The organism is Saccharopolyspora sp. NPDC003752 (assembly GCF_053605825.1).
The window spans coordinates 1-26,301 of the sequence record NZ_JBSGJZ010000030.1 but is presented as its reverse complement, the minus strand read 5'-3'; the positions used below and the strand labels follow the sequence as shown (position 1 = coordinate 26,301).

Genomic DNA, 26,301 nt, shown 5'->3' with positions numbered 1-26,301 from the left:
GGACATGGGTCACGGGGTCAAGCGCGATGTCACGCCGACTGCGCGGCTGGACGCGGCGTCGGCCGCCTCGGTCGCCGAGACCCTGCAGGCCCTGGCCACGCCGTCACGCCTGCTGATCCTCAGCGAACTGCGCCAGCGCGCGATGGCGGTCGGCGAACTGGCGGAGGCGGTGGGCATGGAGCAGTCGGCGGTCTCGCACCAGCTGCGCCTGCTGCGCTCGCTCGGTCTCGTCGTCGGGAACCGCTCCGGCCGCAGCGTGGTCTACTCGCTGTACGACAACCACGTCGCCCAGCTGCTCGACGAGGCGGTCTACCACATCGAGCACCTGCGCCTGGGCCTGCCGGACTGACCGCCAGGCCGAGCGCGCGATCACACCGGCCCCGCTCCACAGCAGGAGTGGAGCAGCGCTTCAGTTCAGGCCGGTGATCTGGCCGTGGTCGTCGATGTCGATCGTCTCCGCCGCCGGGTGGGAGCCCAGGCCCGGCATCGTCCTCATCTCGCCGCAGATCGGGTAGATGAAGCCCGCTCCCACCGAGGCCCTGACTTCGCGGACCGGGAGGGTCCAGCCCGTCGGGGCCCCGAGCAGCGCCGGGTCCGAGCTCAGCGACAGGTGCGTCTTGGCGATGCACACCGGCAGGTCGCCGAAGCCGTTCGCCTCGTAGCCGTCCAGGGCGCGGGCCGCCGCCGGCAGGTACGACACGCCGTCCGCGCCGTACACCTTCGTCGCGATCGTTTCGATCTTCGCCCGCAGGTCCGCCGAATCCGGGTACAGCAGCTGGAAACCGTTCGGTTCCTCGGCCGCCGCCACCACCGCTTCGGCCAGCTCCACCGCGCCCTTGCCGCCCTCCAGGAAGTGGTTGCTGATCGCGACGCGCGCGCCCTCCGCCTCCGCGACCTGCCGGATCGCCTCGTGCTCGCTGCGGTAGTCGGTCGGGAACGCGTTGATCGCCACCACCGGCGACACCCCGTGCAAGCGGATGTTGTCGATCTGCTTGCGCAGGTTCGCCGCCCCGGCCAGCACGTCGTCGGGGTTCTCCGCCAGCATCGCCGCGGGCAGCGGCTTGCCCGCCACCACCTTGTAGCGCCCGGAATGCGCCTTCAGCGCCCGCACCGTCGCCACCAGCACCGCCGCGTCCGGGCGCAGGCCCGACGTGCGGCACTTGATGTTGAAGAACCGCTCCGCGCCCATGTCGGCGCCGAATCCCGCCTCGGTGACCACGTAGTCCGCGCAGCGGCTGGCGATCCGGTCGGCCACCACCGACGAGTTGCCGTGCGCGATGTTGCCGAACGGCCCCGCGTGCACCAGCACCGGCGTGTTCTCGGTGGTCTGCATCAGGTTCGGCTTGATCGCCTCGCGCATGATCACCGTCATCGCCCCGGCCGCCCGCAGCTGCTCGGCGCTGACCGGCGAGCCGTCGCGGGTGTAGCCGACGACGATGCGGCCCAGCCGCCGCCGCATGTCCTGTAGCGACGTGGAGAGCGCGAGCACCGCCATCACCTCGCTGGCCGCCGTGATGTCGAAGCCGGTCTGCCGCGGCGTGCCGTCGAGCCTGCCGCCCAGGCCCGTGACGATGTTGCGCAGGTCCCGGTCGTTGACGTCCAGCACCCGCCGCCAGGTGATCCGGTTCGGGTCGATGCCCAGCGAATTCCCCTTGTCCAGGTGGTTGTCCAGCATCGCGGCCAGCAGGTTGTGCGCCGCGGTGACCGCGTGCATGTCGCCGGTGAGGTGCAGGTTCAGCGCCTCCATCGGCACCACCTGGCTGTAGCCGCCGCCCGCGGCGCCGCCCTTGATGCCGAACGTCGGGCCCATCGACGGCTGCCGGATCGCGACCGCGGACCGCTTGCCGAGGTGCCGCAACGCCTGGCCGAGCCCCACCGTCGTGGTGGTCTTGCCCTCGCCCAGCGGGGTGGGCGTGATGGCAGAGACCACGACGTAGCGCGCGGTCGGCCGCTCGGGCAGCTCGTCGAGCGCGTCCAGCGAGATCTTCGCCGCGCTACGCCCGTAGGGTTCGAGCAGGTGCGCGCCGATGCCCAGCTGCGCCGCGACGTCCTCCAGCGGCAGCAGCGCGGTGGCCCGGGAGATGTCCAAATCGGACGGAATGCTCATGCGGGGACCTCCCGTAGTCTGGCGACCAGGTCGTGGCGCCATTGCAGGGTCTTCGCGATCTCGTTGAACGTGAAGAAGTGCCAGCCCGCGATGCCGAGGTCCGGGTCGGCGAGGTGGGGGGACAGCTCGCCGAGCAGTTCCTCGGGCGTGTAGCGGGTGAGCAGCTTCGACACCACGCCGTGCTGCTTGCGCAGGAAGCGCATCGACTCGCCGAGCCCGATCTTCAGCGAGATCCGCAGCAGCCGGTGCGCGTCCACCACGCCCGGCACCCCGATGTGGATCGGCAGCGCCAGGCCGCGGGCCCGCACGGCCTTCAGCCAGGCCGCCACGGTGTGCGGGTCGTAGCAGATCTGCGAGACGACGTAGTCGGCGTAGCGGGACTTCTCGGCCATCGCGCGGATCGTCGAGGCGTCGGAGATGAACGCGTGCCGCTCGGGATACCCGGTGATGCCCATTCGCGCGGGCCGCCTGCCCAGCTCGTCCATCGCGCGCAGCAGCGCCAACGCGTCCGGGAAGTCACCGCGCGGCTCGGGGGAGTCGCCGGCCACCACGAACACCTCGGACAGCCCGAGCCCGTCCGCGCGGTCCAGCAGCGCGGTCAGGTGCGCGGTGTCGGCGATCAGGCGGGCGGCCAGGTGCGGCACCGCGCGCAGACCGCGGCCGACCAGCTGGGCGGCGACGTCGAGGGTCGCCTCGGTGCCCTTCGACGGGGAGGCGGTGACGGTCACGGTCGTCCCCGCCGGCAGCAGCTCGGCCTGCTCGACCGCGCCGCGCAGCGGCAGCACCTCGAACCGGGCGTTCATCAGGTACTGCTCCAGTTGCCCGGCATTGGCGTCCATCGCGATCACCTCCCCTTCACGCCGTCCGGACGAGTTTTTTCGGGATGTCCTTGGTGGGGTCCAGGAACGGCTTCTCCACGACGACCGCTTCCTGCGGGCCGTGCTGGGTGTCCACCACCAGCTCGGTGCCCAGCTCGTGGTAGGCGATCGGCACCATCGCGTAGCCGATGTTGCGCTCCAGCCGCGGCGAGTAGCAGGCCGAGGTGACCTCGCCGATGCGCAGGCCGTGCGGGTCGTGCACGTCGAAGGTGTCGATCATCGCGCCGTCGTTGAACGAACCCACGCTCGGGCCGCCGATTTCGACGCCCACGAGCTTGCGGCTGATGCCCTCGTCCTTGATCCGCCGCAGGGCGGCCTTGCCGATGAAGTCGGCCTCCTGGTCGAGGTCGACCATCCAGGTCTTCTCGAAGCCGTAGCCCACCTCGAACGGGTTGGTGTCGTAGGTGATGTCGCAGCCCCAGGACAGGATGCCGGCCTCGATGCGCCGGATGTGGCACGGCCCGATCACCTTCAGGTCGTGCGGTTTCCCGGCCTCCCAGATGGCGTCCCACAGCTTCACGCCGTCGCGGCTGGCGTCGTGCAGGTAGATCTCGTAGCCGAGCTCGGCGGTGTAGCCGGTGCGCGACACCACCACCCGCATGCCGTCGAGCTCGCGGTCGACGGCGTAGTAGTAGGGAACGTCCAGGATGGACTCGCCGAACAGGTCGACCAGCACGTCCCGCGACTTCGGCCCCTGGACCTGCACCGGTCCGACGTCCGGCTCCCGGATCTGCACGTCCATCCCCAGGTTGTGCGCCAGGCCCTTCGCCCACAGCAGCACGTCGCTGTCGGCCAGCGACAGCCAGAAGTGGTTCTCGCCGAGCCGCAGCAGCACCGGGTCGTTGATGATGCCGCCGTCCTCGGCGGTGACGAACACGTACTTGCACTGCCCGACCTTGCACTTGGTCAGGTCACGCGGCACGAGCATGTTGGTGAACTCGAACGCGTCGGGTCCGGTGATCTCCACCTGCCGCTCGACGCCGACGTCCCACAGCGTCACGCCTTCCAGCAGCGCCCAGTACTCGCCGATCGGGTCGCCGTAGTGGCGGGCGTGGTAGGTGTGGTTGTAGACGCTGTAGAGGCCGACGCCGTGCCGCCGGGAGGCGTAGAAGAACGGCGACTTGCGCAGGCGCGGGTAGAGCAGGACGCCGGGGTTCGGGTTGATGCTCATGACTGGTTCCTCCTGGTCCGGGTAGCGGGGTGTGCGGCACCCGCACCGCTGGCCGATCACCGCGGCCGGGCGCTTTGCAGGTCTGGCGGGGGAATGCGCCGATCAGCAGCGCATTCTGGTCATCTCGGGGTCGAACACGGGGTCAGCGACGACCGTCGCCGGATGTCGCTGGTCGAAGTAGGCCACCCGCACGGGGGTGCCCGGATCGGACAGCTCGGCGGGCAGCCACGCGTAGGCGAGGCTCGCTCCGACGCTGTGCCCATAGCCGGCGCTCGTCGTGAAGCCGACGGGGGCGTCGTCGGCGAACACCGGCTCTGATCCCATCAACACGGTGCCGTCGTCGATCCTCAGACAGCACAACCGCCGCCGCGGGGCCTGCTCCCGGCGCCGCAGCAACGCGTCCCGCCCGATGAACTCGCCCTTGTCCGCCTTCACCGCGAAGGCCAGGCCCGCTTCATCGGGATCGTGCAAGCTCCACATATCCGCCCCCCAGGCCCGGTATCCCTTCTCCAGGCGCAGTCCGTTGAACGCGCCGCGGCCGCCGGGGAAGATCCCGTGCTCAGCGCCGGCGGCGGCCAGCAGGTCCCACAGCCGCCTGCCGAACTCCGCCGAGGTGTACAGCTCCCAGCCGAGTTCGCCCACATAGGACAGTCGCAGCGCGAGCACCGGCACCTCGCCGACGAACAGCCGCTTCGCGCGGAAGAACCGGAAGGCCTCGCGCGAGACGTCCCGGTCGGCCAGCGCCGCGAGCACGTCCCGGGCCCGCGGCCCCCACAGGCCGATGCAGCAGGTGCCGCCGGTGATGTCGCGGACCTGGACCGTCTCGTCGGCGTGGCGGCGCAGCCAGGCGATGTCGCGCGGGCCGTTGCAGCCGACCTGGAAGGCGTCCCGCGCCAGCCGGGCGACCGTGATGTCGGCCCGGATGCCCGCGGTGGGCTCCAGCATCAGCGTGTAGGTGACGTAGCCGGGCGGCCGGTCGAGCTGGTTGGTGGTCAGCCGCTGCAGCAGGTCCAGGGCGCCGCGACCGGTGACTTCCGCGCGGGGAAGGGAAGTCATGTCGTACATCGCTGCTCGCTCACGGGTGGCCTGGTGTTCGGCGCCGACGATCGGGGACCAGTAGCGTCCCGCCCACGGCCCAGGCTCGGCGATGTCGCGGCCGTCGACCAGGGACTTGTTGCTCTCGTACCAGTGCGGGCGCTCCCAGCCGTTCGCCTCCAGGAACACCGCGCCGAGCTCGCGCTGCCGGTCGTGGAACGGGCTGGTGCGCAGCGGGCGCGGGTGCTCCGGCGGCTGCTGCGGGTGGATGATGTCGTAGACCTCGCGGAAGCTCTGCGCGCCGCGTTCGCCCACATAGGACGGACTGTGCGCGAAGTCCTCGAAGCGGCGGAGATCGGCCTGCCGCAGGTCGATGCCGGGCACCTCGCCGGCCAGCCACTGCGCCATCGCCCGGCCGACCCCGGCGGCGTGGGTGATCCAGACGGCCTCGGCGACCCAGAAGTTGCCGACCTCGTTGGACGGGCCGAGCACCGGCATGCCGTCGGCGGTGAACAGGAACAGGCCGTTCATGCCCTCGGCGATCTCGGTGCGGCGCAGCGCGGGCAGCAGCTCGCAGGCGTCCGCCCACGGCCCGGCGAAGTCCTCGGGCGTGAACGGCTGCACCGACGCCATGCCCTTCCAGCCGCCGCCCTCCGATGGAGCCTCGGCGCCCGCGCCCGGCGCGGCGGTGGGCAGCAGGTCGTCGCTGCGCACCGGGATCGCGCGGTGCTGGTAGGAGCCGATGCCGTAGCGGTCGTGGATCTGCCGGAAGTACATGGAGCTGTCCTGGTGCCGCAGGATCGGCTGCCGGACCTCGCCGTCGCCCGGCTCCAGGCCCGGCACCGGGCTGGTCACGGCGTAATGGTGCGCCAGCGGCTGCACCGGGATCGACACCCCGGCCAGCCGGCCGACCTTCGGGCCCCAGATCCCCGCGCAGCACAACACGGTCTGCACCGCGACGTCGCCGTTCGAGGTGTGCGCGGTGCGGACCCGCCCGTCCCGCACGTCGAAGCCGATCACCTCGGTGCCCTCGGCGAACCGCACGCCGAGCCGCTTCGCCTCGCGCGCCATCGCTTCCGCCGCGCGGACCGGCTTGGCGATGCCGTCGGTCGGCACGTGCAGACCGCCGTGGATGCGCTCCGGGTCGATCTGCGGGATGCGGTCGTGCACCTGCCGCGGATCGAGCAGCTCGCCCCGGATGCCCCACGCGGTGGCCAAGCCGAGCTTGCGCTGGAGATCCGCCCAGCGCTCCGGCGTCGTCGCGACCTCGATGCCGCCGACCTGGTGGAAGCACGGCAGCCCGTCGAGTTCCAGCCCGGCGTAGCAGCGGACGGTGTCGGCGGCCAGGCGGCTCATCGTCTCGGACGGGTTGGTCTGGAAGACGAGGCCGGGCGCGTGCGAACTGGAACCACCGGTGGCGAACAGCGGTCCCTGCTCCACCACGAGGACATCGGTGATCCCGAGGCGCGCCAGGTGGAATGCGGTGCTGCACCCCACGATGCCGGCCCCGACGACGAGGACTTGGGCGCTCGAATCCATCGCTGCCGCCTTGTTGCGTCTACGACAACTCTCCGCGTGTATCGCAACAGTGCGCTTCGACCGAGGGTCGCGTCAAGGACGCGCGCGAGTCAAATTTCGGCACCGGCCGACCGAGACCCGGAGACGGCCCGGAGACCACGCACCGTGCCCCGGCGCGTCCGTCCGGGCGACGGCGACCCCGAACGGATCAACGCGGATCCGCTCCGGATCAACGCGGATCTCGTTGCCGGCAAACGAGATCCCCAGAATCCCGATCAGGTGCACCTGGCCGCGCGCCCGGGTCCGGCCGCAATTTCAATGGAAATCGGATCTTCGATTTCCATTGAAATTGCGGTCAGATCAGCCGGCGGATGGCCTGCTCGAAGTGGTCGACGTGCGCGACCGCGATGCGGTCAGCGCGGTCGGCGTCCGCGGCGATCACCGCCTTGAGCAGTTCCGCGTGCTCCTCGACGTGCTCGGAGACGTCCGGCAGCCGGTCGAAGAACAGGTGCCAGATCCGCAGCGCCAGGTTGTAGTACTGGCCGAGGGTGCCTTCGAGGTAGCGGTTGTGGGTGCAGCGGTAGATCGTGCGGTGCACCCGCGAGTCGACGTCCATGATCACCGCCTGCTCGCCGCCGAGGCCATCGGCCAGCACCCGCAGCTCGTCGAGCTCGGACCGCTCCGCCTCGGTCGCGCGCTCGGCGGCGCGGCGGGCGGCATGCCCCTCCAAGCGGCGGCGCACGTCGGCGATCAGCGCGTGGTCGGTGATGTTGACCTCGGTGACGAAGCTGCCGCGGCGCGGGTAGATCGCCACCAGCGACTCGGCCTCCAGCCGCTTGACGGCCTCCCGGAACGGGGTGCGGCCGATGCCGAGCTCGGTGGTCAGCGGCTCCTCCTGCACCGGTGCGCCGGGCGGCAGCCGCAGGGTCAGGATCAGGTCGCGCAGCGTCAGGTACGCGCGCTCGGCCTGGGAGAGCGGGTCGCCGGATCGGGAATTGACGGCTGCGGGCACGTCTCGTAGCCTACCCGAAAGACTGATATATCAGTTGTCGATGACTTCTACTCATTCCATTTCACCTGGTAGAACCTGCTTCTGCGGGAGGCTGCGGTGTCACGTCCCCTGCTTCCAGAGCCGCCGCCGCGGCTGTGGCGCACCCCGGAACCCAAGCGGCACTACGAGGTGGTGATCGTCGGTTCCGGCGGCCACGGCCTGGCGACCGCCTACTACCTGGCGCGCAACCACGGCATCACCGATGTCGCGGTGCTCGAACGCGGCTGGCTGGCCGGCGGCAACATGGCGCGCAACACCACGATCATCCGCTCCAACTACCTCTTCGACGCCAGCGCGGCGCTCTACAACCACGCGCTGGACCTGTGGGAGCAGCTGCCCGCCGAGCTGGAGTACGACTTCCTGCTCAGCCAGCGCGGCGTGCTCAACCTCGCGCACACCGAGCAGGAGGTCCGGGACTCCCGGCGGCGGGTGTTCGCCAACCGGCTCAACGGGGTCGACGCGGAATGGGTGGAGCCGGCCGAGATCGCGGAGCTGTGCCCGATCCTGAACCTCTCCGCCGGCATCCGGTACCCGGTGCTGGGCGCGACGCTGCAGCGGCGCGGCGGGATCGCCAAGCACGACCACGTGGCGTGGGCGTTCGCCCGCAAGGCCGACGAGCTGGGCGTGGACCTGATCCAGGGTTGCGAGGTAACGGGATTCGAGACCGACGGCGACCGGGTGACCGGCGTGCGGACGTCGCTCGGCCCGATCGGCGCGGGCCGCGTGGCGCTCGCGGCGGCCGGCCGGACGACGCTGCTGACCGACACGCTCGGGCTGCGCCTGCCGCTGCAGAGCCACCCGCTGCAGGCGCTGGTGTCGGAGCTGCTGGAGCCGATCCACCCGTGCGTCGTGATGTCCAACCACGTGCACGTCTACTGCAGCCAGGCCCACAAGGGCGAACTGGTGCTGGGGGCGGGCATCGACTCCTACAACGGTTATGGCCAGCGCGGATCGGTGCACGTGATCGAGCGCCAGATGGCCGCGGCGCTGGAGCTGTTCCCGATCTTCGCGCGGGCGCACGTGATCCGGACCTGGGCGGGCACCGTGGACGTCACGCCGGACGCCTCGCCGATCATCGGGCCGACGCCGTTCGAGAACCTCTTCCTCAATTGCGGCTGGGGAACCGGCGGTTTCAAGGCCACGCCCGGCGTGGGCTGGGCGTACGCGCACACGATCGCCACCGGCAGCCCGCATCCGCTCAACGAGCCCTACGGCCTCGACCGGTTCCGCACCGGAGCCCTGATCGACGAGCACGGCGCGGCAGCCGTCGCCCACTGAGGAGGTGAGCGTTTTGGCCGCTGCGGCAATCCAAAGCGCTCACGATCCCGTTTGGAGGCCCTGATGCTTCTGATCCATTGCCCCTGGTGCGGCGACCGGGACGAGACCGAGTTCCACTACGGCGGTCAGGCCCACGTCGACTACCCCGACAGCCCCGCCGACGTCGACGACGCAGCCTGGGCCGAGTACCTGTTCGTGCGCGACAACCCGCGCGGGTTGTTCCACGAGCGCTGGACGCATTCCGCGGGCTGCCGGCGCTGGTTCAACGTCGTCCGCGACACCGCGACCAACGAGATGCACCCGGAGATGCCCGGAAAGGTGGCGCCATGACACGGCTCACTCCTCCTTCCCGCCTGCCGGAGGGTGGTCGCATCGACCGGACCCGAACGCTGCGCTTCACCTTCGACGGCATGGAGTTCGCCGGGCACCCCGGCGACACGCTCGCCTCGGCGCTGCTCGCGAACGGCCGGATCGAGGTGGGCCCGTCGATCTACCGGGACCGCCCGCGCGGCATCGTCACCGCCGACTGCACCGAGCCGAACGCGCTGGTGCAGGTGCTCGACGGCGGCCCGGAGCCGCTGGTGCCCGCGACGCGGCTGGAGCTCTACGACGGCTTGCAGGTCGCGAGCCTCTCGGGCATCGGCTGGCTCAGCAACGCGCCGGATCCCACCGTCTACGACAAGAAGTACGTGCACGCCGACGTCGTCGTGGTCGGTGCCGGTCCCGCCGGGATCGCCGCCGCGCTGGCGGCGGGGCGCAGCGGCGCCCGGGTGGTGCTGGTGGAGCAGGGCCGCGAGCTCGGCGGGTCGCTGCTGGACGGCGGCGAGCGCATCGACGGCCGGCCCGCCGTCGAGTGGATCTCCCGCGCGGCAAGGGAATTCGTCGACCTGCCCGAGGTGCGGGTGTTGACCCGCGCCACCGCCGTGGGCCACTACGACCACAACTACCTGCTCATCGCCGAGCGCCGCGGCAACCGCCAGCGGCTGTGGCACGTGCGCGCCCAGCGGGTGGTGCTGGCCACCGGGGCGCACGAGCGGCCGATGGTCTTCGCCGACAACGACCGGCCCGGCATCATGCTCGCCTCGGCGGTGCGCAGCTACATCAAGCGCTTCGCGGCGCTGCCGGGCCGGGAGGCCGTCGTGGTCACGACGTCCGACAGCGCTTACCAAGCGGCGCTCGACCTGGCCGCCGCGGGCGCCCGCGTCCGCGCGGTCGTCGACACGCGGCCCGAACCGCCGCAACGGCTCGTCGAGCAGGCCCGGTCGATCGGCGCCCAGGTGTGCACCGGCTCCGCCGTCGTCGGTACGGCCGGGGACCGGCGGGTGTCGTCCGCGCGGATCGCCGAGATCGACGGCGCGGGACTGATCGCCGGCCCGCCGGTGGACGTCGGTTGCGACCTGCTGGCGGTGTGCGGCGGCTGGAGCCCGGCCGTGCACCTGTTCAGCCAGGCGGGCGGCGCGGTGCGCTGGGACCAGCTCGTGGCCGGGTTCGTGCCGGCGCAGAAACCCGGGCTGCCCAAGGTGATCGGTGCCGCGCGCGGCACCTACGACCTCGCCGGCTGCCTCGCCCAGGGCCTGTCGGCCGGCGCCGAGGCGGCGACCGCGAGCGGCTTCCGGACCGCCGCGCCGCCCGTCCCGCCGGTGACCGGCGACCGGCCGGTCGCGCAGCCGCGCCCGCTGTGGCTGGTGCCCGGCGAGTCCGGCGACCCGTCGCGGTGGACGGACCACTTCGTCGACCTGCAACGGGACTCCACGGTCGCCGACGTGTGGCGCGCGGTCGGCGCCGGGATGCGCTCGGTCGAGCACGTCAAGCGCTACACCACGATCGGCACCGGCAGCGACCAAGGCAAGACCTCCGCCGTGAACGCCATCGGCGTGATCGCCGACGCGCTGCTGGCCGAATCGCCGGGCGAGGTGGGCACCACGACGTTCCGGCCGCCCTACGTGCCGGTGTCGTTCGCGCTGCTGGCCGGGCGGGACCGGGGCGTGCTGCACGACCCGGTGCGGACCACGCCGATGCACTCCTGGCACGTGGCGCACGGCGCGGAGTTCGAGAACGTCGGCCAGTGGAAGCGGCCCTGGTACTACCCGCGTCCCGGCGAGGACATGGCCGCGGCGGTGCGGCGCGAATGCCTGGCGGCGCGCACCGGGGTGGCGATGCAGGACGCGACGACGCTGGGCAAGATCGAGATCGTCGGGCCGGACGCGCCGGAGTTCCTGAACCGGATCTACACCAACGCCTTCGCCAAGCTCCCGGTCGGCAAGGCCCGCTACGGCGTCATGTGCACCGCGGACGGCATGGTCTTCGACGACGGCGTCTCGATGCGGCTGGCCGAGGACCGCTACCTGATGAGCACCACGACCGGCAACGCCGCGGCGGTGCTGGAGTGGCTGGAGGAGTGGCTGCAGACCGAGTGGCCGCACCTGGCGGTGCACTGCACCTCGGTCACCGAGCAGTGGGCGACGGTGGCGGTGGTCGGCCCGGACTCGCGGGAGGTCGTCGCGCGCGTGGCGCCCGGCCTGGACGTCTCGGCGGAGGCGTTCGGGTTCATGGAATTCCGGGAAACCGTGCTGGGCAACGGGATTCCGGCGCGGATCAGCCGGATCTCGTTCTCCGGCGAGCTGGCGTACGAGGTCAGCGTCGCCTCCTGGTACGGCCTGGCGGTGTGGGAGGCGGTGCACGAGGCGGGCCGGGACTTCGGCATCACGCCCTACGGCACCGAGACGATGCACGTGCTGCGGGCGGAGAAGGGGTTCGTGATCGTCGGGCAGGACACCGATGGCACCGTGACCCCGCACGACCTCGGCATGGACTGGGTGGTGTCGAAGCGCAAGGACTTCATCGGCAGGCGCTCGTTCGCCCGCCCGGACACCGCGCGAACCGACCGCAAGCAGCTGGTCGGGCTGCTGCCGCTGGACCCGGCGGAGCTCCTGCCGGAGGGCGCGCACCTGGTCGAGCCCGGCACCCCGCTGGAGCCGCCGGTGCCGATGCTCGGGCACGTCACGTCCAGCTACCGCAGCGCGATCCTGGACCGGACGTTCGCGATGGCGTTGGTGCGCAACGGGAGTCAGCGCATCGGCGAGGTGCTGGACGTGCCGCTCGACGGCCGGTCGATCCCGGTCGAGGTGACCAAGCCGCTGTTCTACGACGTCGAAGGAGCCCGCCGTGACGGTCGCTAGCCCCGCACAGGTCGACACCCTGTCCCTGCGCCGCAGCCCGCTCGCCGACCGCGCGGCGGAGTTCGCCGCGATCGGCACCGATCGGTTGCGGCTGGCGGAGGAACCGTTCCTGACCCAGGTGAACCTGCGGGTGCACCCGGGCAGCCCGGCGGTGGCGCGCGTCGAGCACGCGCTGGATCTCGCGCTGCCGCACCACGAACCGAACCTCGTCTCGGGCGACGAGAACGCCGCGGCCCTCTGGCTCGGCCCGGACGAGTGGCTCCTGGTGGCGCCGGACGGCCGCGCGGCCGAGCTGGTCGCCTCGGCCCGCGGCGCGCTCGCGGACTCGCTGGGATCCACAGTGGACGTGTCCGCGAACCGCACGGCGCTGCGCCTGTCCGGCCCGCTGTCCCGAGAGGTCCTGGAGAAGATCTGCTCCCTGGACCTGCACCCGAGGTCCTTCGCCCCGGGCCGCTGCGCCCAGACCCTGCTGGGCAGAACCCAGGCGATCCTCTGGCAGCTGACCCCGGAACCGGCCTACCGGATCCTCGTCCGCAACTCCTTCGCCGACTACCTGGCGGACCTGCTCCTGGACGCGGTGCAGGAGTTCGCTGCGCCCTGATCGCGGTTGTGGAGCGAACGGCCCGTTCGCCTCGATTGGCGGAGTGAACGGTCCGTTCACCGCACCGCTCTGGATGCCGCCGGACCGGGGTTCGTCAGGGCCGTGATGAGGCGGCGGCGGTGGGTGGCGAACTGCTTGGGGCTGTTCATCGCGAACACCGCGATCGTCCGGCCGCCGCGCTGGTAGGTCGCGACGAACCGGCGGGCCTTCAGCGAGCCGTCCACCACCGTGATCCGGTCCTTCGGCCCGGCGTACCCGGCGAACTGCAGCGTCGAACCGTACTGCTGCGACCAGAAGTGCGGCACCCCGGTGTAGGCCGCCGCGGTGCGCCCGGCGAGCAGGTTGCGCACCGCGACCGGCGGCTGGTTCATCGCCGTCGACCAGTGGTCGCTGCGCACCGTGTGCGACCGGTGCGCCGGCTGGTAGCGCGCGATGTCGCCGACCGCCACCACGTTCGGCAGCGCGGTCACGCACCCGGAGTCGGTCACGACGCCGTCGCGGAGCTTCAGCCCCGATCCGCGCAGCCACCGGGTGGCGGGCTCCGCGCCGACCTCGACGACCACCACGTCGGCCGGGATCACCCGGCCGTCGGCGAGCTCCACGCCGGTGACCCGGTCGTCGGCGAGCACCCGCTGGGCGGGCGTTCCGCACCGCACGCGAACCCCGTGGTCCTCGTGCTGCGCGAAGCACAGCGGCGCCAGCTCGATGCCCAGGGTGCGCGCCAGCGGCAGGTGCTGGGCGTCGACGAGGGTCACCTCCGCGCCCAGGGACCGGCAGGTCGAGGCGATCTCGGTGCCGATCAGCCCGCCGCCGACGACCACCACCCGAGCGCCGGCGCGGATCTCCCCGCGCAGCGCCATCGCGTCGTCGACGGTCCGCAGCCGGTGGCTGCCGGCGGCTTCGGCGCTGCCCGGCAGGCTCCGCCGGGCGGAGCCGGTGGCCAGCACGACGCCGTCGGCGCGGACCTCGCTGCCGTCGGCGAGCACCACGGCGCCGCGCCGGGAGTCCAGCCGCGCTGCCGGGACGCCCAGCCGCCACTCGGCGGCGAGGTCGGCCTCCTCCTGCTCGTTGCCCAGCGCGAGTTCCTCCGGTTGCAGCTTCCCGGCCAGGAATTCCTTGGACAGCGGCGGTCGGTCGTAGGGCCGGTGCGGTTCCGCGCCGACGATCACCAGCCGCCCGTCGAAGCCCTGCTCGCGCAGCTCCTGCGCGGACCGCCAGCCCGCCACCGACGAGCCGACGACGACCACCGTGTTCATGCCTCGATCACGGCCGGTGGGGCGGCCGCGGTGAGTGACAACAAGCCGACCTCCGTTGCACAATGAGGAACAGAGCGTAGTATTCGCAACAAATCTGACCCTTTTGTTGCGACAACGTCAAGAGGGACAACGGATGGTTCCGGGATGTGCACCTCGAACGGATACGGTTGACCGGTGGGTAGCGCAGCTGAAGCACGCGGAAGGAGTTCTGGCGCTCTGGTGCAGTCCGTCGACCGGGCCGTGACCGTCTTGGAACTGCTGGCGCGCAACGGGGAAGCCGGCATCACCGAGATCGCCGGGGAGCTGGGAGTGCACAAGTCGACGGCCTCCCGGCTGGTGAGCGTGCTGGAAGCCCGGGGCCTGGTGGAACAGCTGGGGGAGCGCGGCAAGTACGCGATCGGCTTCGGCATCGTGCGGCTGGCGGGCGCGGCGACCGAGCGGATGGACCTGCCCCGGCTGGGCCGGCCGTTCTGCGAGTCGCTGGCCGCCGACCTGGGCGAGACGGTCAACATCGCGATCCGGGACAACGACGTCGCCATCAACATCAGCCAGGCCCGCGGCACGGCGGCCGTCACGGCGCACAACTGGGTCGGCCAGCGCACCCCGCTGCACGCCACGTCCAGCGGCAAGGTCCTGCTGGCGCACGCGCCGCGGGAGGACCAGGACGAGGTGCTCGTCCGGCCGCTGGAGCGCTACACGACCAGAACGGTCACCAACGCCGGCGAGCTGCGCAAGGACTTCGAGCTGATCGTCCGCGACGGATACGCGACGAGCTACGAAGAACTGGAACTCGGGCTCAACGCGGCGGCGGTCGCCGTCTACAACCACGAGGGCGACGTGATCGCGGCGCTGAGCGCCTCAGGCCCGTCGTACCGCTTCTCCCGCAAACGGATGCGCGAGGTCGTCGGCGCGATGCGCATCGCGGCCAAGGAACTCTCCTCGCAGCTCGGCTTCCTGACGTAGCAGCGGCCACAACCAAGAGATTCCGAGGTTCCGCTACCCGCGCCGCTGCGCAAAGTGACCCAAATGTTCAGTCGCGGGAGAGCCAGAGCTCTTCCAGGTCCAGTTGGTGCATGACGCGGCGCAGCACTTCGTCGTCGATGCGGCGGTCGTCGCGGAACTGCACGAACACCGCCCGCTCCGCGGCCAGCATCTCGCCGCGCAGGCGGCGGTACGCCGCCGTCGGGCTCTCGCCGACCTCGTCGGCGGACCGGCCCAGCCGCTCCCACGCCTGGTTGCTGCGCTGCTGCGCGGCGCGGCGCAGCCGCTCGGCCACGTCGCCTGGCGGCTCCGCTTCCGCGGTGAGCTCGTCGAGCCGCTCCTGCGCGGCGCGGGCGGCGTTGTGCTGCGCTTCGGCTTCGGCGAGCGCGTCGGTGTAGTCCTCGGTGCCCCGCACGCCGAGGAATCCGATGAGCCAGGGCAGCGTGGTGCCGTGCAGCAGCAGCGTCGCCAGCGTCACGAAGAAGGTCAGGAACAGGACCTCGTCGCGGTGCGGGAACGGCTCCCCGGCCAGCGTGGCGGTGGGGATCGCGGAGGCGGCGGCCAGCGACACCACGCCCCGCATCCCCGCCCACGACACGATCACCTTGTGCCGCCAGTCCGGGCTGCGCCGCCGGAGGAGTTCCGGCAGGTACATCACGAGGAACACCCACGCGCCGCGGGCGAGCACCATCCCGGCGGTGAGGGCGAGACCGGCGACGACCAGCAGCCCGAAGCCCGTCGACACGCTTTCCAGGACGCTGCGCAGTTGCAGGCCGATCAGCGCGAACACGACCGCTTCCAGCAGCGTGTCCGCCGCGTTCCACACCGCCCGGTCCTGCAGCCGCGTCGCGGCGCTGCCGGACGGCGCGCGGTGCCCCAGGTACAGCCCGGCCACCACGACGGCCAGCACCCCGGAGGCGTGCACCTCCTCGGCGACCAGGTACGCGAAGAACGGCACGATCAGCCCGACCGCGCTTTCCAGCATGTCGTCGCGCAGCAGCCGCCGGACGCGGTGCACGACCCAGCCGATGGCGTAGCCGATCACCACGCCGCCGACCGCGGCCAGCAGGAACATGCCGACCCCGGCCAGCAGCGAGTAGCCGGTGCCGATCGCGGCGGCCACGGCCACCCGGTAGGCGGTCAGCGCGGTGGCGTCGTTGACCAGGCTCTCGCCGCTGAGCACGGTCATGATCTTGCGCGGGAGCCCCAGCCGGCGGCCGATCGAGGTGGCCGCGACCGCGTCCGGCGGCGCGATGACGGCGCCCAGCACCAGCGCCACGCTCAGCGGCATGCCCGGCACCAGCCACCACGCGAGCACCCCGGCGACGGCGGTGCTGAACAGCACCAGCCCGAACGCGAGCAGCCCGATCGGCCGCAGGTTGGCGCGGATCCCGATGGTGGAGCTGTTCAGCGCGGCCGAGTACAGCAGCGGCGGCAGGATCACCAGCAGCACCAGGTCGGGATCGATCGTGTAATCCGGCACGCCGGGGATCGACGACACGGCGAGGCCCACCACGACCAGCGCCAGCGGCGCGGAGATCCCGGTCCGGCGGGAAACGGCGGTCACGGCGAGCGCCCCGGCGAGCAGGGCCATCAACGCGGGTAGGTCGTGCATGCTGTCTCCGGTCGAGGCGCCTGCGGAATCCGCAGCGGGTGGCTTACGTTCGACAGCACATTGTTGTTCGAGCCGCAGACGCCGCGCTCAGCACCTGGAGGTTCCGATGAGTTGTGCGCATTTGCGCGAGGCGGCGGGTCTAGCGCCGACCCCCAGCCGCGAGGACGGTTGCGAGGACTGCCTCGCCGCCGGCCAGCACGTTTGGGCGCACCTGCGGATCTGCACGCAGTGCGGGCACGTGGGGTGCTGCGACTCCAGCCCCAACCGGCACGCCACCGCCCACTTCCACGGGACGGCCCACCCGGTGGTGCGCTCCTTCGAGCCGGGCGAGTCCTGGACCTGGTGCTACGTGGACGAACGGCTCGGCTGAGCCCCGCTCGTGAGCGGTGACGGTTCTTACCGGAACCATCGCTCACGAGCGGCTTGCGCGGCGGATCAGCCCTCCCCGGAGGCCTTCTCGGCGGTCTCGCCCTTGCCGAGCCTGCTGTGCCTCCTGCTGAACACGAAGTAGACGACCAGGCCGATCAGCATCCAGACGCCGAACCGGATCCACGTCCAGCCGACCAGGTTGAGCATCAGGTACAGGCAGGCCGCCGCGGCCAGGATCGGGATCACCGGCACCCACGGAACCCGGAAGGCCCGCGGCAGGTCCGGCCGGGTGCGGCGCAGCACCAGGACGCCGATGGACACCAGCACGAACGCGAACAGGGTGCCGATGTTGGTCATCTCGGCGAGCACGTTGATCGGCGTCAGCGAGGCGATGGCCGCCACCACGATCCCGGTGATCACGGTGATCCGGTACGGCGTGCGGAACTTCGGGTGCACCTTGGCGAACCACACCGGCAGCAGGCCGTCCCGGCTCATCGCGAACCCGACCCGGGCCTGCCCCAGCATCAGGATCAGGATCACCGTGGTCAGGCCGGCGATCGCGCCGAGCGAGACGAGTCCGGCCGCCCACGGCGCGCCGATCGCCTGGAACGCGGTGGCCATCGGCGCCGCGGTGTCCAGCTGGTCGTACTTGACGACGCCGGTCATCACCAGCGACACCAGCACGTACAGGATCGAGCAGACGGCCAGCGAACCGAGGATGCCGATCGGCATGTCGCGCTGCGGCTTGCGGGTCTCCTCCGCGCCGCTGGCGACGATGTCGAAGCCGATGTAGGCGAAGAACACCAGTGCCGCGCCCGCCACCAGGCCGCTCAGTCCGAACGACCCGGTCTGCCCGAAGAACGCGTTGACCAGCGGTTCGTCCAGCGGTGCCGACACGGCGCCGGGCTCCGGCGGCTGGTGCGGCGGGATGAACGGGCTCCAGTTGGACGCCTTGATGAAGAACGCGCCGAAGATGATGAAGAACAGCACCACGAGGAGCTTGATCGCCACGACGACGTTGGTCACCGCGGCGCTCAGCCGGATGCCGACCACCAGCACGACGGTGAGGATCAGGGCGATGATCGCGGCGGGCAGGTTCACCACGCCGCCGGCGCCCGGGGCGGCGGTCAACGCCGCAGGCAACCCCAGGCCGATCGTGTCGAGTGCCGCGACGAAGTACCTGGACCAGCCGACGGACACGGTGGACGCGCCGAGGATGAATTCCAGCATCAGGTCCCAGCCGATGATCCAGGCCAGGAATTCGCCCATCGACGCGTAGGAGAACGTGTACGCCGAGCCGGCCACCGGCACGACCGACGCGAACTCGGCGTAGCAGAGCGCGGCCAGGCCGCACGCGATTCCGGAGATGACGAACGAGATCGCGATGCCGGGCCCGGCATCGGTGGCCGCGGCGACGCCGGTCAGCACGAAGATGCCCGTGCCGATGATCGCGCCGATGCCGATGCCCAGCAGATCGACCGCGCGCAGCACGCGGCGCAGGCGAAATTCCGGGGCCTCGGCATCTCGGATGGATTGTTCGACCGATTTGACACGCATGATTGACATGGGTGGCCCTCCTCACCCAGGTGCCGGGCGGGCCCTCGGCCCGCTCGCGCCGCATCGGCGTACCTGAAGACAGGATTGTGGCTCAGGTCACTCCGGGCAAGATGATCCGGCTCATCGTGAGGCGGCCGTGATCAGGGCGGCCGCGGCGGCGCGAGCGCTGCGGGCCGGGCCGGGGTCCCCGCCGACGGCGGCCGTGGCGGTCGCGCCGTCGACCAGGACGAGCAGTTGCCCGGTGAGCTGGTCGGGGTCGGCGACGCCCAGCCCGTCGACCAGTTCTCCCAGGTAGCGGCGCAGTTCGGCCTTGTGGTCGCGCGCTGCTGCGGCGACCCCCGGGGAGCTGCCGCCGAGCTCGCCGAAGGAGTTGAGGAACGCGCAGCCGCGGAAGCCGGGCTCGCCGAACCAGTCGTGCAGCCAGTCGAAGACCGCGAGGACGGACTCCTCGGGGGTGCGGTCGCCTCGCGCGACGTAGGCCGACAGCGCGCTGCGCCAGCGCTCGTCGCGGCGGCGCAGGTAGGCCTGGACCAGCTCGTCCTTGGAGGCGAAGCACTGGTAGAAGCGCTTGAGCGACACCCCGGACGCGGTGCGCAGTTCGGCCATGCCGACGGCCTGGATGCCCCGTTCGTAGAACAGGGCTTCGGCGGTGTCCAGCAGTTTGGACTCGGCCTCGTGGCGCTGCACGCGGGACACTCCGGAGTTGTCGGGAGAACGATCGTTCTCTACTCTAGCGGACGTTGCGGAGAACGACCGTTCTCCAGTTGGGAGCCACGAGCGATGTCACGTCCGCCCTACCCGCCGTTCGACGAGCAGACCGCGGCCCAGAAGGTGCAGGCCGCCGAAGACGCCTGGAACACCCGCGACCCCGAGCGGGTCGCGCTGGCCTACACGCCGGATTCGGTGTGGCGCAACCGGGACCGGTTCGTCACCGGCCGGGACGAGATCGTGGCCTTCCTGCGCGAGAAGTGGGCACGCGAACTGGATTACGCGCTGCGCAAGGAACTGTGGGACTTCCGCGGCAACCGCATCGCGGTCCGCTTCCAGTACGAGTGCCGCGACGCCGCCGGGCAGTGCTGGCGCAGCTACGGCAACGAGCTCTGGGAATTCACCGAGGACGGGCTGATGAGCCGCCGCGAGGCCAGCATCAACGACGTCGCGATCGCCGAGGCCGAACGCCGGATCCGGGGCCCGCGCCCGGAGTCCGAGCGCGGCGTGCTGCTGCCGATCCGCTGAGCCAGGGCAGCGGCTCAGCGGATCGGCGGCATCAGGCGATCCGCACGCCGCGGGTGAGCCCGCGCACCGGCGTGCGCAGCCGGTTCGCGCTCAGCCACAGCGCACCGGCCCCGAGCAGCACGTTGAACCCGAGCCCGTAGGGCCACACGGCCGGGCTCGCCGCCAAGGCATCGTGGTCGTAGCCGTCGTGCTCCGCCCGCATGCTGCGCGCCATCAGCCCGATGGTGCTCAGCGGATCCATCTCGACGATCGGTTCCTCCTCGCCGGTGCGCGGGTTGATCCGGCTCGGCGGGGCGGGCGCGGCGTCGCCGAGCACGACGAACGGATTCGGCGCCATCAGCCACCAGACGTACTGCGGCTGCGGCACGTCGTAGGTGTAGGGCTCCATGCCGTAGTCGGCTTGCTCGCTGGCCGTCGGCGTGTAGGTCTTCTCCGTCATCGTCAGCGACAGGGAGAGCCCGAAGACGATCACCGTGCCCACGGTCAGGGCGAACACCAGCAGGTAGGACATCAGCGTCGAGGTGATCCCGCGCGCGAACAGCGCCGAAAGGCCCTGCGCCATCGCGCAGATCACGCCGATCAGCAGCGCGACGATCGCGAGCACCGCGAGCGCGCGCAACGGCCCGAGACCGCCCTCGAACAGCGCCCACACGACGAACGGCAGCGTCAGCCCGAGGAAGACCAGCCCGGTGATCCAGGCCGCCGCGAACTTGCCGAGCGTGATCTCCCACGCCGACAGCGGCGTCGCCTGCACCGTGGCGAGGGTGCCGCGCTCGCGGTCGCCGTTGATCGACTGCGCCGTCAGCGCGGGCGCCACGAGCAGCGCCAGCGCGAGCACGAACAGCATCACGCCGCCGAACAGCGGGATGCCGGTGTTGCCGGCGGCGATGCCGGAGTCATCGCGCACGATCGCCAGGGAGTACCTGAGCAGGGCGGCGAAGGCCGCGACGACGACGAACCACGCGGCCAGCAGCCACCGCCACCGGCCGGTGCGCAGGCGCACCCGGAACTCCTGCTCGGCCACGATCTTGATGCCGCTCAAGGTCATCGGCGCTCCTCGGTGTAGGCCAGGTAGGCGGACTCCAGGTGGTTGCCGGTCGGGGCGAAGCTGGACACCTGCACGCCGTCGGCGACCAGCCGCGCGAGCAGTTCCGCCGCGGCCTGCTCGGAAGCCACCTGCACGTCGACCCCGGCGGCGTGGGCGGCGTGCTCGATCCCGTGCCGCGCCAGCGCGGCGGGCAGGTCGCCGGAGAGCGCGCGCACCCGCCACACCGCGCGATGATCGAGCTCGTCCATCCGGTGCTGCCCGGCGGTCCGGCCGCCGTTGACGAACACGACCCGGTCCGCGACCTCGGACAGCTCGCTGAGGATGTGGCTGGACACCAGCACCGCGGTGCCTTCCGCCGCCTGGGCGCGCAGCAGGTCGCGGAGCTCGACGCGGGAACGCGGATCGAGGCCCGATGCGGGCTCGTCGAGCAGCAGCACCGACGGCCGGTGCACGAGCGCGCGGGCGACCGCGAGGCGCTGCTTCTGCCCGCGCGAGAGCACGTGCACCGGTTGGTCGGCGAACTCCGCCAGGTGCACCAGTTCGAGCAGCCCGGCCACCCGGGCCCGCGCGTCGGCGGCCGGGAGGCGGTAGGCGGCCGCGAAGAAGTCCAGGTATTCGCGGGCGGTCAACTGGTCGTACACGCCGAAGGCGTCCGGCATCCAGCCGAGCCGGCGGCGCACCGCCAGCGGATCCGCCACCGGGTCCAGGCCGGCCACCCGCAGCTCGCCCGAGTCGGGCGCCAGCAGGGTGGCCAGCATCAACAGCAATGTCGTCTTGCCCGCGCCGTTCGGTCCGACGAGCGCGGTCACCTCGCCGTAGGGAACGTCGAGGTCCAGCCCGCGCACGGCTTCCACCGCACCGAATCTGCGCCGCACGTCCCTGGCTAAGACTGCGTGGTCCTGCGTGGCCATCGTGGCACTCCTGGTTGTGGATCTTGCGTCCGTAGGACGCGGCGGAGTGCGTTCAGGTTGCGTGCGATCGGTCGCGGATCAGGACTGGCGGGTCGACCGGTCGTCGCTCCACTGCGCGTCGAGCGCGTCGAGCGCCGAGGTCTTGGTCTCCTGATCGACGGACTTGGCGGCGTCCATCGAGGGCTGGAGCAGCGTGTCCGGCGGCGGGGCCGCCACTGGTTCGAGATCGGGCCGGGTGCGCTCGCGGGGCGGCAACGGGATCCGCGGCCGCGACTCCAGCGGCGGTCGCGACGGCTGCCGCGGCGGCGCGGCCGGCTGGTCGGCGCTGATGTAGAGGGATTCCAGGATCAGCACGATGACCCCGACGGCGAGCGCGCCGATCCCCAGCCACAGGCCGCTCGGGTCGCCGCCGAACCACCACAGCCCGCCCGCGATGCCGCACGCGGCACCGGCCGCGATCGCCAGCAGATGGAACAGCAGGTGGACGGTGTAACCCCTCACGACCCGATTACCTCCCCTGAAATCGCGGCCCGTCGACGATCCCGGTGCGAACAGCGGGTCGCTGTGGAACACGCGCGCCGATCGCGGCGGGTTGCCCGGCGCCGCGCCTTCTCGGGCGGCCGGGTGCCGGCGGTGGCCGGACCGTTTTCGATGGTAGCTCCGGTTCCGCGCGTTTTGCCCGATCAAGAACTGTCCGCCCGATCACGCCGGGCCCGCCGTCCGGCGAACCGGCGAACCTGATCACTTTTCACCTGTTCGGGCGAGTGGGGCCGTTCACACCCGGCGGTCATGAACGTCCCGAATTACGGTGAATCTCCAAGGGCCACAGCGAAAACGGCATTGGTGCGGTGCCGTTCCGCGTCGACGGCAAGAGTCGCTGGAACCGGTGGCCCGCTGCGTCGTGGGGGGTGGTGCCGGTGATCAATTCGCTGGCAGGGTTCGCGTTGGCTGCCTCGATCGGCATCGGAGCGATCATCGGCATGCTGATCACGATGTCCTGGGTGGAGCGCAAGATGCTCGGTTCCGGCGTGCCGCGCCGCGAGACCGCGCGGGGCCGGCATCGCGAGACCGGCAGGCTCGTCGCCGAGTACCGGCAGCAGCGAGCGGCGCCGGGCGCCCGATCCCGGCGCAACGCCCTCGCTGCCGTGTTCGCAGTGGTCTTCGCGATGCTCCGAACGTCCGCCGAGGCGGTCCGCGGCCGGGCCGCGGCACCTGCCGGTGGTCCCGGCGCGATGCGCCGCCCCGGGCCCCGGCACTCCTTCGACCGGCCTACAGGACGCGAAAGTCGGCGAAGTCGAATCCTGGCGAAACAACGCAGCTGACCAGCGTCTCGGCCGTCGCGGCGGCCTGTGCGCACTGCCAGGTGCCGGCCGGGACCACGGCCTGCGGCGCCTGCCCGGCGCCCGCGCCGAGCACCAACCGCTCGGGCTCGTCGACCGGGCGCGGCCCGTCGCCACCGAGGCAGAGGGTCAGCGGCCCGCCCCGGTGCCACAGCCACAGCTCGTCGGAAGCGACCGTGTGCCAGGCGGACAACTGGCCGGGCGGCAGCAGGAAGTAGATCATCGTCGCGCTCGACCGGGTGCCGCCGTTGTGCTCGATCCGGACCGGTCCGGCCCAGGTCTGCCGGTACCAGCCGCCCTCCGGGTGCGGCAGCAGGTCGAACTCCTCGGCGGTCCGGCTGCGCGTCTCCAGGCTCAGGTAGCGCCCTGCCGCGTCGCGCCGGGCGTAGCGGACGCCGACCACCGCCTCCCGCTCCAACGGCCCGTAGACGTGCGGGAACAGCGCATCCGCCGGCGCGCCGTCCGGGGGCGCCGGGATCGGCTCCTCCCAGCGCACCGGCGCCGACAGCTTCGCGGGGTCCAGCTCTAGCGCCACCATCGGTTCGGTCGTTTCGAGGTACAGGGTGTTCGCCACCGCGAGCGCGGTGCGCTCGTCCGGCGAGCAGTGCACGAAGCCCTCGGTCTCGAGGCTGGCGGATCTGACGGGGGAGTTCCGGTCGGCGTGGAAGGTTTTCAGCGGCAGCAGGTGCAGCAGCGTCGATCCAGTCACGCCGACAGTCTCTCCTGCGCGAACCGGCCGACGCGATCGAGTACCGCCCGTCCTGGTGCGGGGTAGGCCGGACGAGTTACTCCGTCGTGACCAGCCGAACGCGCAAATGGGGCACTGAGACGGCTTCGGTCTGGATGTGAATTCGGTCTTGACGAGAGCAGAGACGCACATCACAGTCGTACCAACCGGTCGGTCTGAAAGTGATCTTGGCCTCCAGCCATCAAGTCAAGGGAGTCTGTCGATGACTGCGAGTGACCCGACGACGCACGCCAGCAGGACCCCCAAGAAGCTGATGATCGCGGCGCTGATCGCCAGCTCCATCGAGTGGTACGACTTCTTCATCTACGCAACGGCCGCGGCCCTGGTCTTCGGCCACCTGTTCTTCCCCGGCGCCAGCCCGCTGATCGGCGTCCTGCTGTCCTTCGCGACCTTCTGGGCGGGCTTCATCGCCCGGCCCGTCGGCGGCCTGATCTTCGGGCATCTCGGCGACAAGATCGGCCGCAAGCCGGCCGTGGTGACCTGCCTGATCATGATGGGCACGGCGACGTTCCTGATCGGCGTGCTGCCCGGCGCGGACTCCATCGGCGTGTTCGCGCCGATCCTGCTGGTGACGCTGCGGTTCCTGCAGGGCATCGCGGTCGGCGGGCAGTGGGGCGGCATCGTCCTGCTGCTCACCGAGAACGCCGGCCGCGGCCGGCGCGGGATGGCGGGCACCTTCGGGCAGATGGGTGTGCCCTTCGGCGTGATCCTCGGCAACATCACGTTCCTCGCCGTCGGCGCGGCGCTGAGCCCCGAGGCGTTCCAGGCGTGGGGCTGGCGGATCCCGTTCCTGGCCAGCGCGGTGCTGGCGCCGGTCGTGCTGTACATCCAGCTGAAGATCGAGGACACCCCGGTGTTCCAGGAGCTGAAGGAGCGCAAGGAGAAGGCGGACGCGGAGGTCGTCAAGGCGCCGCTGATGGAGGTGCTGCGCACCAGCAAGCGGACCGTGCTGCTGGGCGCGGGCCTGCTGTTCGCCACCAACTCGATCTTCTACATCAGCATCTCGGGCCTGCTCGACTACGGCACCCGCGAGCTGGGCATGCCGCGCCAGTCGCTGCTGGCGGTGACGCTGGCGTCGTCGGCGGTCGGCATCGTCGTGATCTTCGCCAGCGGCGCGCTGTCGGACCGCTGGGGCAGGCGCCCGCTGATCGTGGCCGGCGCGGTCCTGCTGGCGGTGTGGGCGTTCCCGTTCTTCTGGCTGGTCGACACCGCGTCGATCGCCGGGGTGGCGATCGCGGCGACGGTGGGCAGCATCGGGTCGAGCCTGACCTACGGGCCGCTGGCGGCGTACCTGAGCGAGCTGTTCGCCCCGCGCGTCCGCTACTCGGGCGCATCGCTGGCCTACCAGCTGGCGGCGATCCTGGTCAGCGGCGGCACGCCGTTCATCATGACCGCGCTGCTGGCGGCCACCGGCAGCTCGGCGTCGGTGTCGGTGTACCTGCTGCTGATGGGCCTGTGCACGCTCGGTTCGGTGCTGCTGCTGCGCGAGACCCACAAGGCCCGTTCGACGGAGCCCCAGCACGCCCGCGAAGCGGTGGCGGAAGCCTAGGTTTCGCCTGGTCAGGTCCCGTGAGCACTTTGTGCTGCCATGGCAGCACAAAGTGCTCACGGGCATTCACCTGCGGACACGTCCTAGTCGGGGTCGACGTCGAGGAGCCCGGCGATCTCGCGGAACGCCTCGGCGGGGTCCCGGTCGCGCGCCGCCGCCGGGAGGTTGCCGGTCAGGCGGAGCGTCGCGAAGCCGTGCGCGATGGACCACACCGCGAGCGCGGCCCGGTCGGCTTCGGCGTCGCCGAGCGTCGCGGGCAGGCCCGCCCGCAGGGCGTCCCAGGCCCGGGCCTTCGCGGCGAGCAGGTCGGGATCGTCGAGGTGGCACCGGTCCGGCTGGTGCATCACTTCGAAGTGGCAGGGGTGCGCCACCGCGAAGCCGACGTAGCGGGCGCCGAGCTCGATCAGCGCCAGGTCGTCGGCCAGGGCGTCCGCGAGCAGCCGGTAGCCCTCCGCGGCCAGTGCGGTGAACAGCCCGGCCTTGTCCTTGAAGTGGTGCCGCGGCGCGGCGTGCGAGACGCCGGCGCGCCGGGCCAGGTCCCGGAGGCTCAGCTGCGCCGGGCCGTGCTCGGCGATCATCTCGACAGCCGCGTCCAGCAGCGTCTGGCGGAGATCTCCGTGGTGGTAGGGCCGCACCGTGCTCATGCAACCCATCTTGCCATTGACAAGATAAGACCAGCAGACCCGATCTTGTCACCGACAAGATCGGGGTCGAACTGGGCCTGAAGGCGCGAGACCCCGGACTTCCCGCAATTTCAATGGAAATTGCGGCCCTCCGGCGTGTCAGACCCCGACACGCCGGAGGCTGTGGACAACTTCCGCAATTTCAATGGAAATCAGAGGTCCGATTTCCATTGAAATTGCGGAACCCCGG

At 71.3% G+C, this 26,301-nt stretch carries 24 protein-coding genes; 10 read left to right on the top strand and 14 right to left on the bottom strand.

What is annotated here, in order from left to right; genetic code table 11:
- Positions 1-4 precede the first annotated feature (4 nt).
- On the top strand, positions 5-349 hold the full coding sequence (locus ACWEV3_RS30980; RefSeq protein WP_452617262.1) for an ArsR/SmtB family transcription factor: 345 nt from the start codon (positions 5-7) through the stop codon (positions 347-349).
- Between the two features lie 60 nt (positions 350-409).
- Here ACWEV3_RS30980 and ACWEV3_RS30975 read toward each other — a convergent pair whose 3' ends face one another.
- The 5 genes from ACWEV3_RS30975 to ACWEV3_RS30955 all read right to left on the bottom strand — a co-directional run bounded on the left by ACWEV3_RS30975 (position 410) and on the right by ACWEV3_RS30955 (position 7,721).
- The gene (locus ACWEV3_RS30975) at positions 410-2,107 is read right to left on the bottom strand and encodes a formate--tetrahydrofolate ligase (protein ID WP_452617261.1); all 1,698 of its coding nucleotides are present in this window, start codon (positions 2,105-2,107) and stop codon (positions 410-412) included.
- Entirely contained in the window at positions 2,104-2,946 is an 843-nt protein-coding gene (locus ACWEV3_RS30970; RefSeq protein ID WP_452617260.1) for a methylenetetrahydrofolate reductase, read from the bottom strand. The genes ACWEV3_RS30975 and ACWEV3_RS30970 overlap by 4 nt, the downstream gene beginning before the upstream one ends.
- Before the next feature lie 16 nt (positions 2,947-2,962).
- Positions 2,963-4,156, bottom strand: coding sequence for a glycine cleavage T C-terminal barrel domain-containing protein (locus ACWEV3_RS30965; protein WP_452617259.1), 1,194 nt, complete (start codon positions 4,154-4,156; stop codon positions 2,963-2,965).
- A gap of 102 nt (positions 4,157-4,258) precedes the next feature.
- Entirely contained in the window at positions 4,259-6,730 is a 2,472-nt protein-coding gene (locus ACWEV3_RS30960) for a GcvT family protein (protein WP_452617258.1), read from the bottom strand.
- 334 nt (positions 6,731-7,064) lie between these two features.
- Positions 7,065-7,721, bottom strand: coding sequence for a GntR family transcriptional regulator (locus tag ACWEV3_RS30955; protein ID WP_452617257.1), 657 nt, complete (start codon positions 7,719-7,721; stop codon positions 7,065-7,067).
- Between the two features lie 96 nt (positions 7,722-7,817).
- On the opposite strand from ACWEV3_RS30955, the gene ACWEV3_RS30950 reads away from it, so the two are divergent.
- The 4 genes from ACWEV3_RS30950 to ACWEV3_RS30935 all read left to right on the top strand — a co-directional run bounded on the left by ACWEV3_RS30950 (position 7,818) and on the right by ACWEV3_RS30935 (position 12,818).
- Positions 7,818-9,038: a sarcosine oxidase subunit beta family protein gene (locus tag ACWEV3_RS30950; RefSeq protein WP_358575521.1), complete on the top strand. Its 1,221-nt coding sequence runs from the start codon at positions 7,818-7,820 to the stop codon at positions 9,036-9,038.
- Between the two features lie 63 nt (positions 9,039-9,101).
- Complete coding sequence (locus ACWEV3_RS30945; protein ID WP_132483390.1) at positions 9,102-9,368, top strand: sarcosine oxidase subunit delta; 267 nt, start codon at positions 9,102-9,104, stop codon at positions 9,366-9,368.
- Complete coding sequence (locus ACWEV3_RS30940) at positions 9,365-12,217, top strand: 2Fe-2S iron-sulfur cluster-binding protein (protein ID WP_452617256.1); 2,853 nt, start codon at positions 9,365-9,367, stop codon at positions 12,215-12,217. The genes ACWEV3_RS30945 and ACWEV3_RS30940 overlap by 4 nt, the downstream gene beginning before the upstream one ends.
- The gene (locus ACWEV3_RS30935; RefSeq protein WP_452617255.1) at positions 12,204-12,818 is read left to right on the top strand and encodes a sarcosine oxidase subunit gamma; all 615 of its coding nucleotides are present in this window, start codon (positions 12,204-12,206) and stop codon (positions 12,816-12,818) included. The genes ACWEV3_RS30940 and ACWEV3_RS30935 overlap by 14 nt, the downstream gene beginning before the upstream one ends.
- Positions 12,819-12,874: 56 nt before the next feature.
- Here the strand turns inward: ACWEV3_RS30935 and ACWEV3_RS30930 are convergent, their stop codons facing one another.
- A complete protein-coding gene (locus tag ACWEV3_RS30930; protein WP_452617254.1) occupies positions 12,875-14,074 on the bottom strand; it encodes an NAD(P)/FAD-dependent oxidoreductase in 1,200 nt (399 codons plus the stop codon).
- A gap of 219 nt (positions 14,075-14,293) precedes the next feature.
- Here ACWEV3_RS30930 and ACWEV3_RS30925 point away from each other — a divergent pair, with 219 nt between their 5' ends.
- The gene (locus ACWEV3_RS30925) at positions 14,294-15,037 is read left to right on the top strand and encodes an IclR family transcriptional regulator (RefSeq protein WP_132483400.1); all 744 of its coding nucleotides are present in this window, start codon (positions 14,294-14,296) and stop codon (positions 15,035-15,037) included.
- A gap of 67 nt (positions 15,038-15,104) precedes the next feature.
- On the opposite strand, the gene ACWEV3_RS30920 is transcribed toward ACWEV3_RS30925, so the two are convergent.
- Complete coding sequence (locus tag ACWEV3_RS30920; protein WP_452617253.1) at positions 15,105-16,670, bottom strand: Na+/H+ antiporter; 1,566 nt, start codon at positions 16,668-16,670, stop codon at positions 15,105-15,107.
- A gap of 106 nt (positions 16,671-16,776) precedes the next feature.
- Here ACWEV3_RS30920 and ACWEV3_RS30915 point away from each other — a divergent pair, with 106 nt between their 5' ends.
- Positions 16,777-17,040 (top strand): UBP-type zinc finger domain-containing protein, encoded by a 264-nt coding sequence (locus ACWEV3_RS30915; RefSeq protein ID WP_452617252.1) that lies wholly within the window; start codon positions 16,777-16,779, stop codon positions 17,038-17,040.
- Positions 17,041-17,105: 65 nt separating this feature from the next.
- Here the strand turns inward: ACWEV3_RS30915 and ACWEV3_RS30910 are convergent, their stop codons facing one another.
- The gene (locus ACWEV3_RS30910; RefSeq protein ID WP_452617251.1) at positions 17,106-18,605 is read right to left on the bottom strand and encodes an amino acid permease; all 1,500 of its coding nucleotides are present in this window, start codon (positions 18,603-18,605) and stop codon (positions 17,106-17,108) included.
- A gap of 111 nt (positions 18,606-18,716) precedes the next feature.
- The gene (locus tag ACWEV3_RS30905; protein WP_452617250.1) at positions 18,717-19,283 is read right to left on the bottom strand and encodes a TetR/AcrR family transcriptional regulator; all 567 of its coding nucleotides are present in this window, start codon (positions 19,281-19,283) and stop codon (positions 18,717-18,719) included.
- A 93-nt stretch (positions 19,284-19,376) separates the two neighbouring features.
- Between ACWEV3_RS30905 and ACWEV3_RS30900 the strand changes: the two genes are divergently transcribed.
- Positions 19,377-19,832 (top strand): nuclear transport factor 2 family protein, encoded by a 456-nt coding sequence (locus ACWEV3_RS30900; protein ID WP_452617249.1) that lies wholly within the window; start codon positions 19,377-19,379, stop codon positions 19,830-19,832.
- Positions 19,833-19,863: 31 nt separating this feature from the next.
- On the opposite strand, the gene ACWEV3_RS30895 is transcribed toward ACWEV3_RS30900, so the two are convergent.
- The 3 genes from ACWEV3_RS30895 to ACWEV3_RS30885 form a co-directional block, all read right to left on the bottom strand.
- Complete coding sequence (locus tag ACWEV3_RS30895) at positions 19,864-20,880, bottom strand: ABC transporter permease (protein ID WP_452617248.1); 1,017 nt, start codon at positions 20,878-20,880, stop codon at positions 19,864-19,866.
- Positions 20,877-21,791 carry an ABC transporter ATP-binding protein gene (locus tag ACWEV3_RS30890; RefSeq protein ID WP_452617247.1) on the bottom strand — a complete coding sequence of 305 codons (915 nt, stop codon included), beginning with the start codon at positions 21,789-21,791 and terminating at the stop codon, positions 20,877-20,879. Before ACWEV3_RS30890 ends, ACWEV3_RS30895 begins: the two co-directional genes overlap by 4 nt.
- A 78-nt stretch (positions 21,792-21,869) precedes the next feature.
- On the bottom strand, positions 21,870-22,292 hold the full coding sequence (locus ACWEV3_RS30885) for a hypothetical protein (RefSeq protein ID WP_452617246.1): 423 nt from the start codon (positions 22,290-22,292) through the stop codon (positions 21,870-21,872).
- Between the two features lie 416 nt (positions 22,293-22,708).
- Here ACWEV3_RS30885 and ACWEV3_RS30880 point away from each other — a divergent pair, with 416 nt between their 5' ends.
- On the top strand, positions 22,709-23,113 hold the full coding sequence (locus ACWEV3_RS30880; protein WP_452617245.1) for a hypothetical protein: 405 nt from the start codon (positions 22,709-22,711) through the stop codon (positions 23,111-23,113).
- Here the strand turns inward: ACWEV3_RS30880 and ACWEV3_RS30875 are convergent.
- Positions 23,061-23,840, bottom strand: coding sequence for a cupin domain-containing protein (locus ACWEV3_RS30875; protein WP_452617244.1), 780 nt, complete (start codon positions 23,838-23,840; stop codon positions 23,061-23,063). The two genes, ACWEV3_RS30880 and ACWEV3_RS30875, sit on opposite strands and share 53 nt — an antisense overlap.
- A gap of 241 nt (positions 23,841-24,081) precedes the next feature.
- Between ACWEV3_RS30875 and ACWEV3_RS30870 the strand changes: the two genes are divergently transcribed.
- Positions 24,082-25,428, top strand: coding sequence for an MFS transporter (locus ACWEV3_RS30870; RefSeq protein ID WP_452617243.1), 1,347 nt, complete (start codon positions 24,082-24,084; stop codon positions 25,426-25,428).
- 83 nt (positions 25,429-25,511) lie between these two features.
- On the opposite strand, the gene ACWEV3_RS30865 is transcribed toward ACWEV3_RS30870, so the two are convergent.
- Positions 25,512-26,072 (bottom strand): TetR/AcrR family transcriptional regulator, encoded by a 561-nt coding sequence (locus tag ACWEV3_RS30865; protein ID WP_452617242.1) that lies wholly within the window; start codon positions 26,070-26,072, stop codon positions 25,512-25,514.
- Positions 26,073-26,301: the final 229 nt, after the last annotated feature.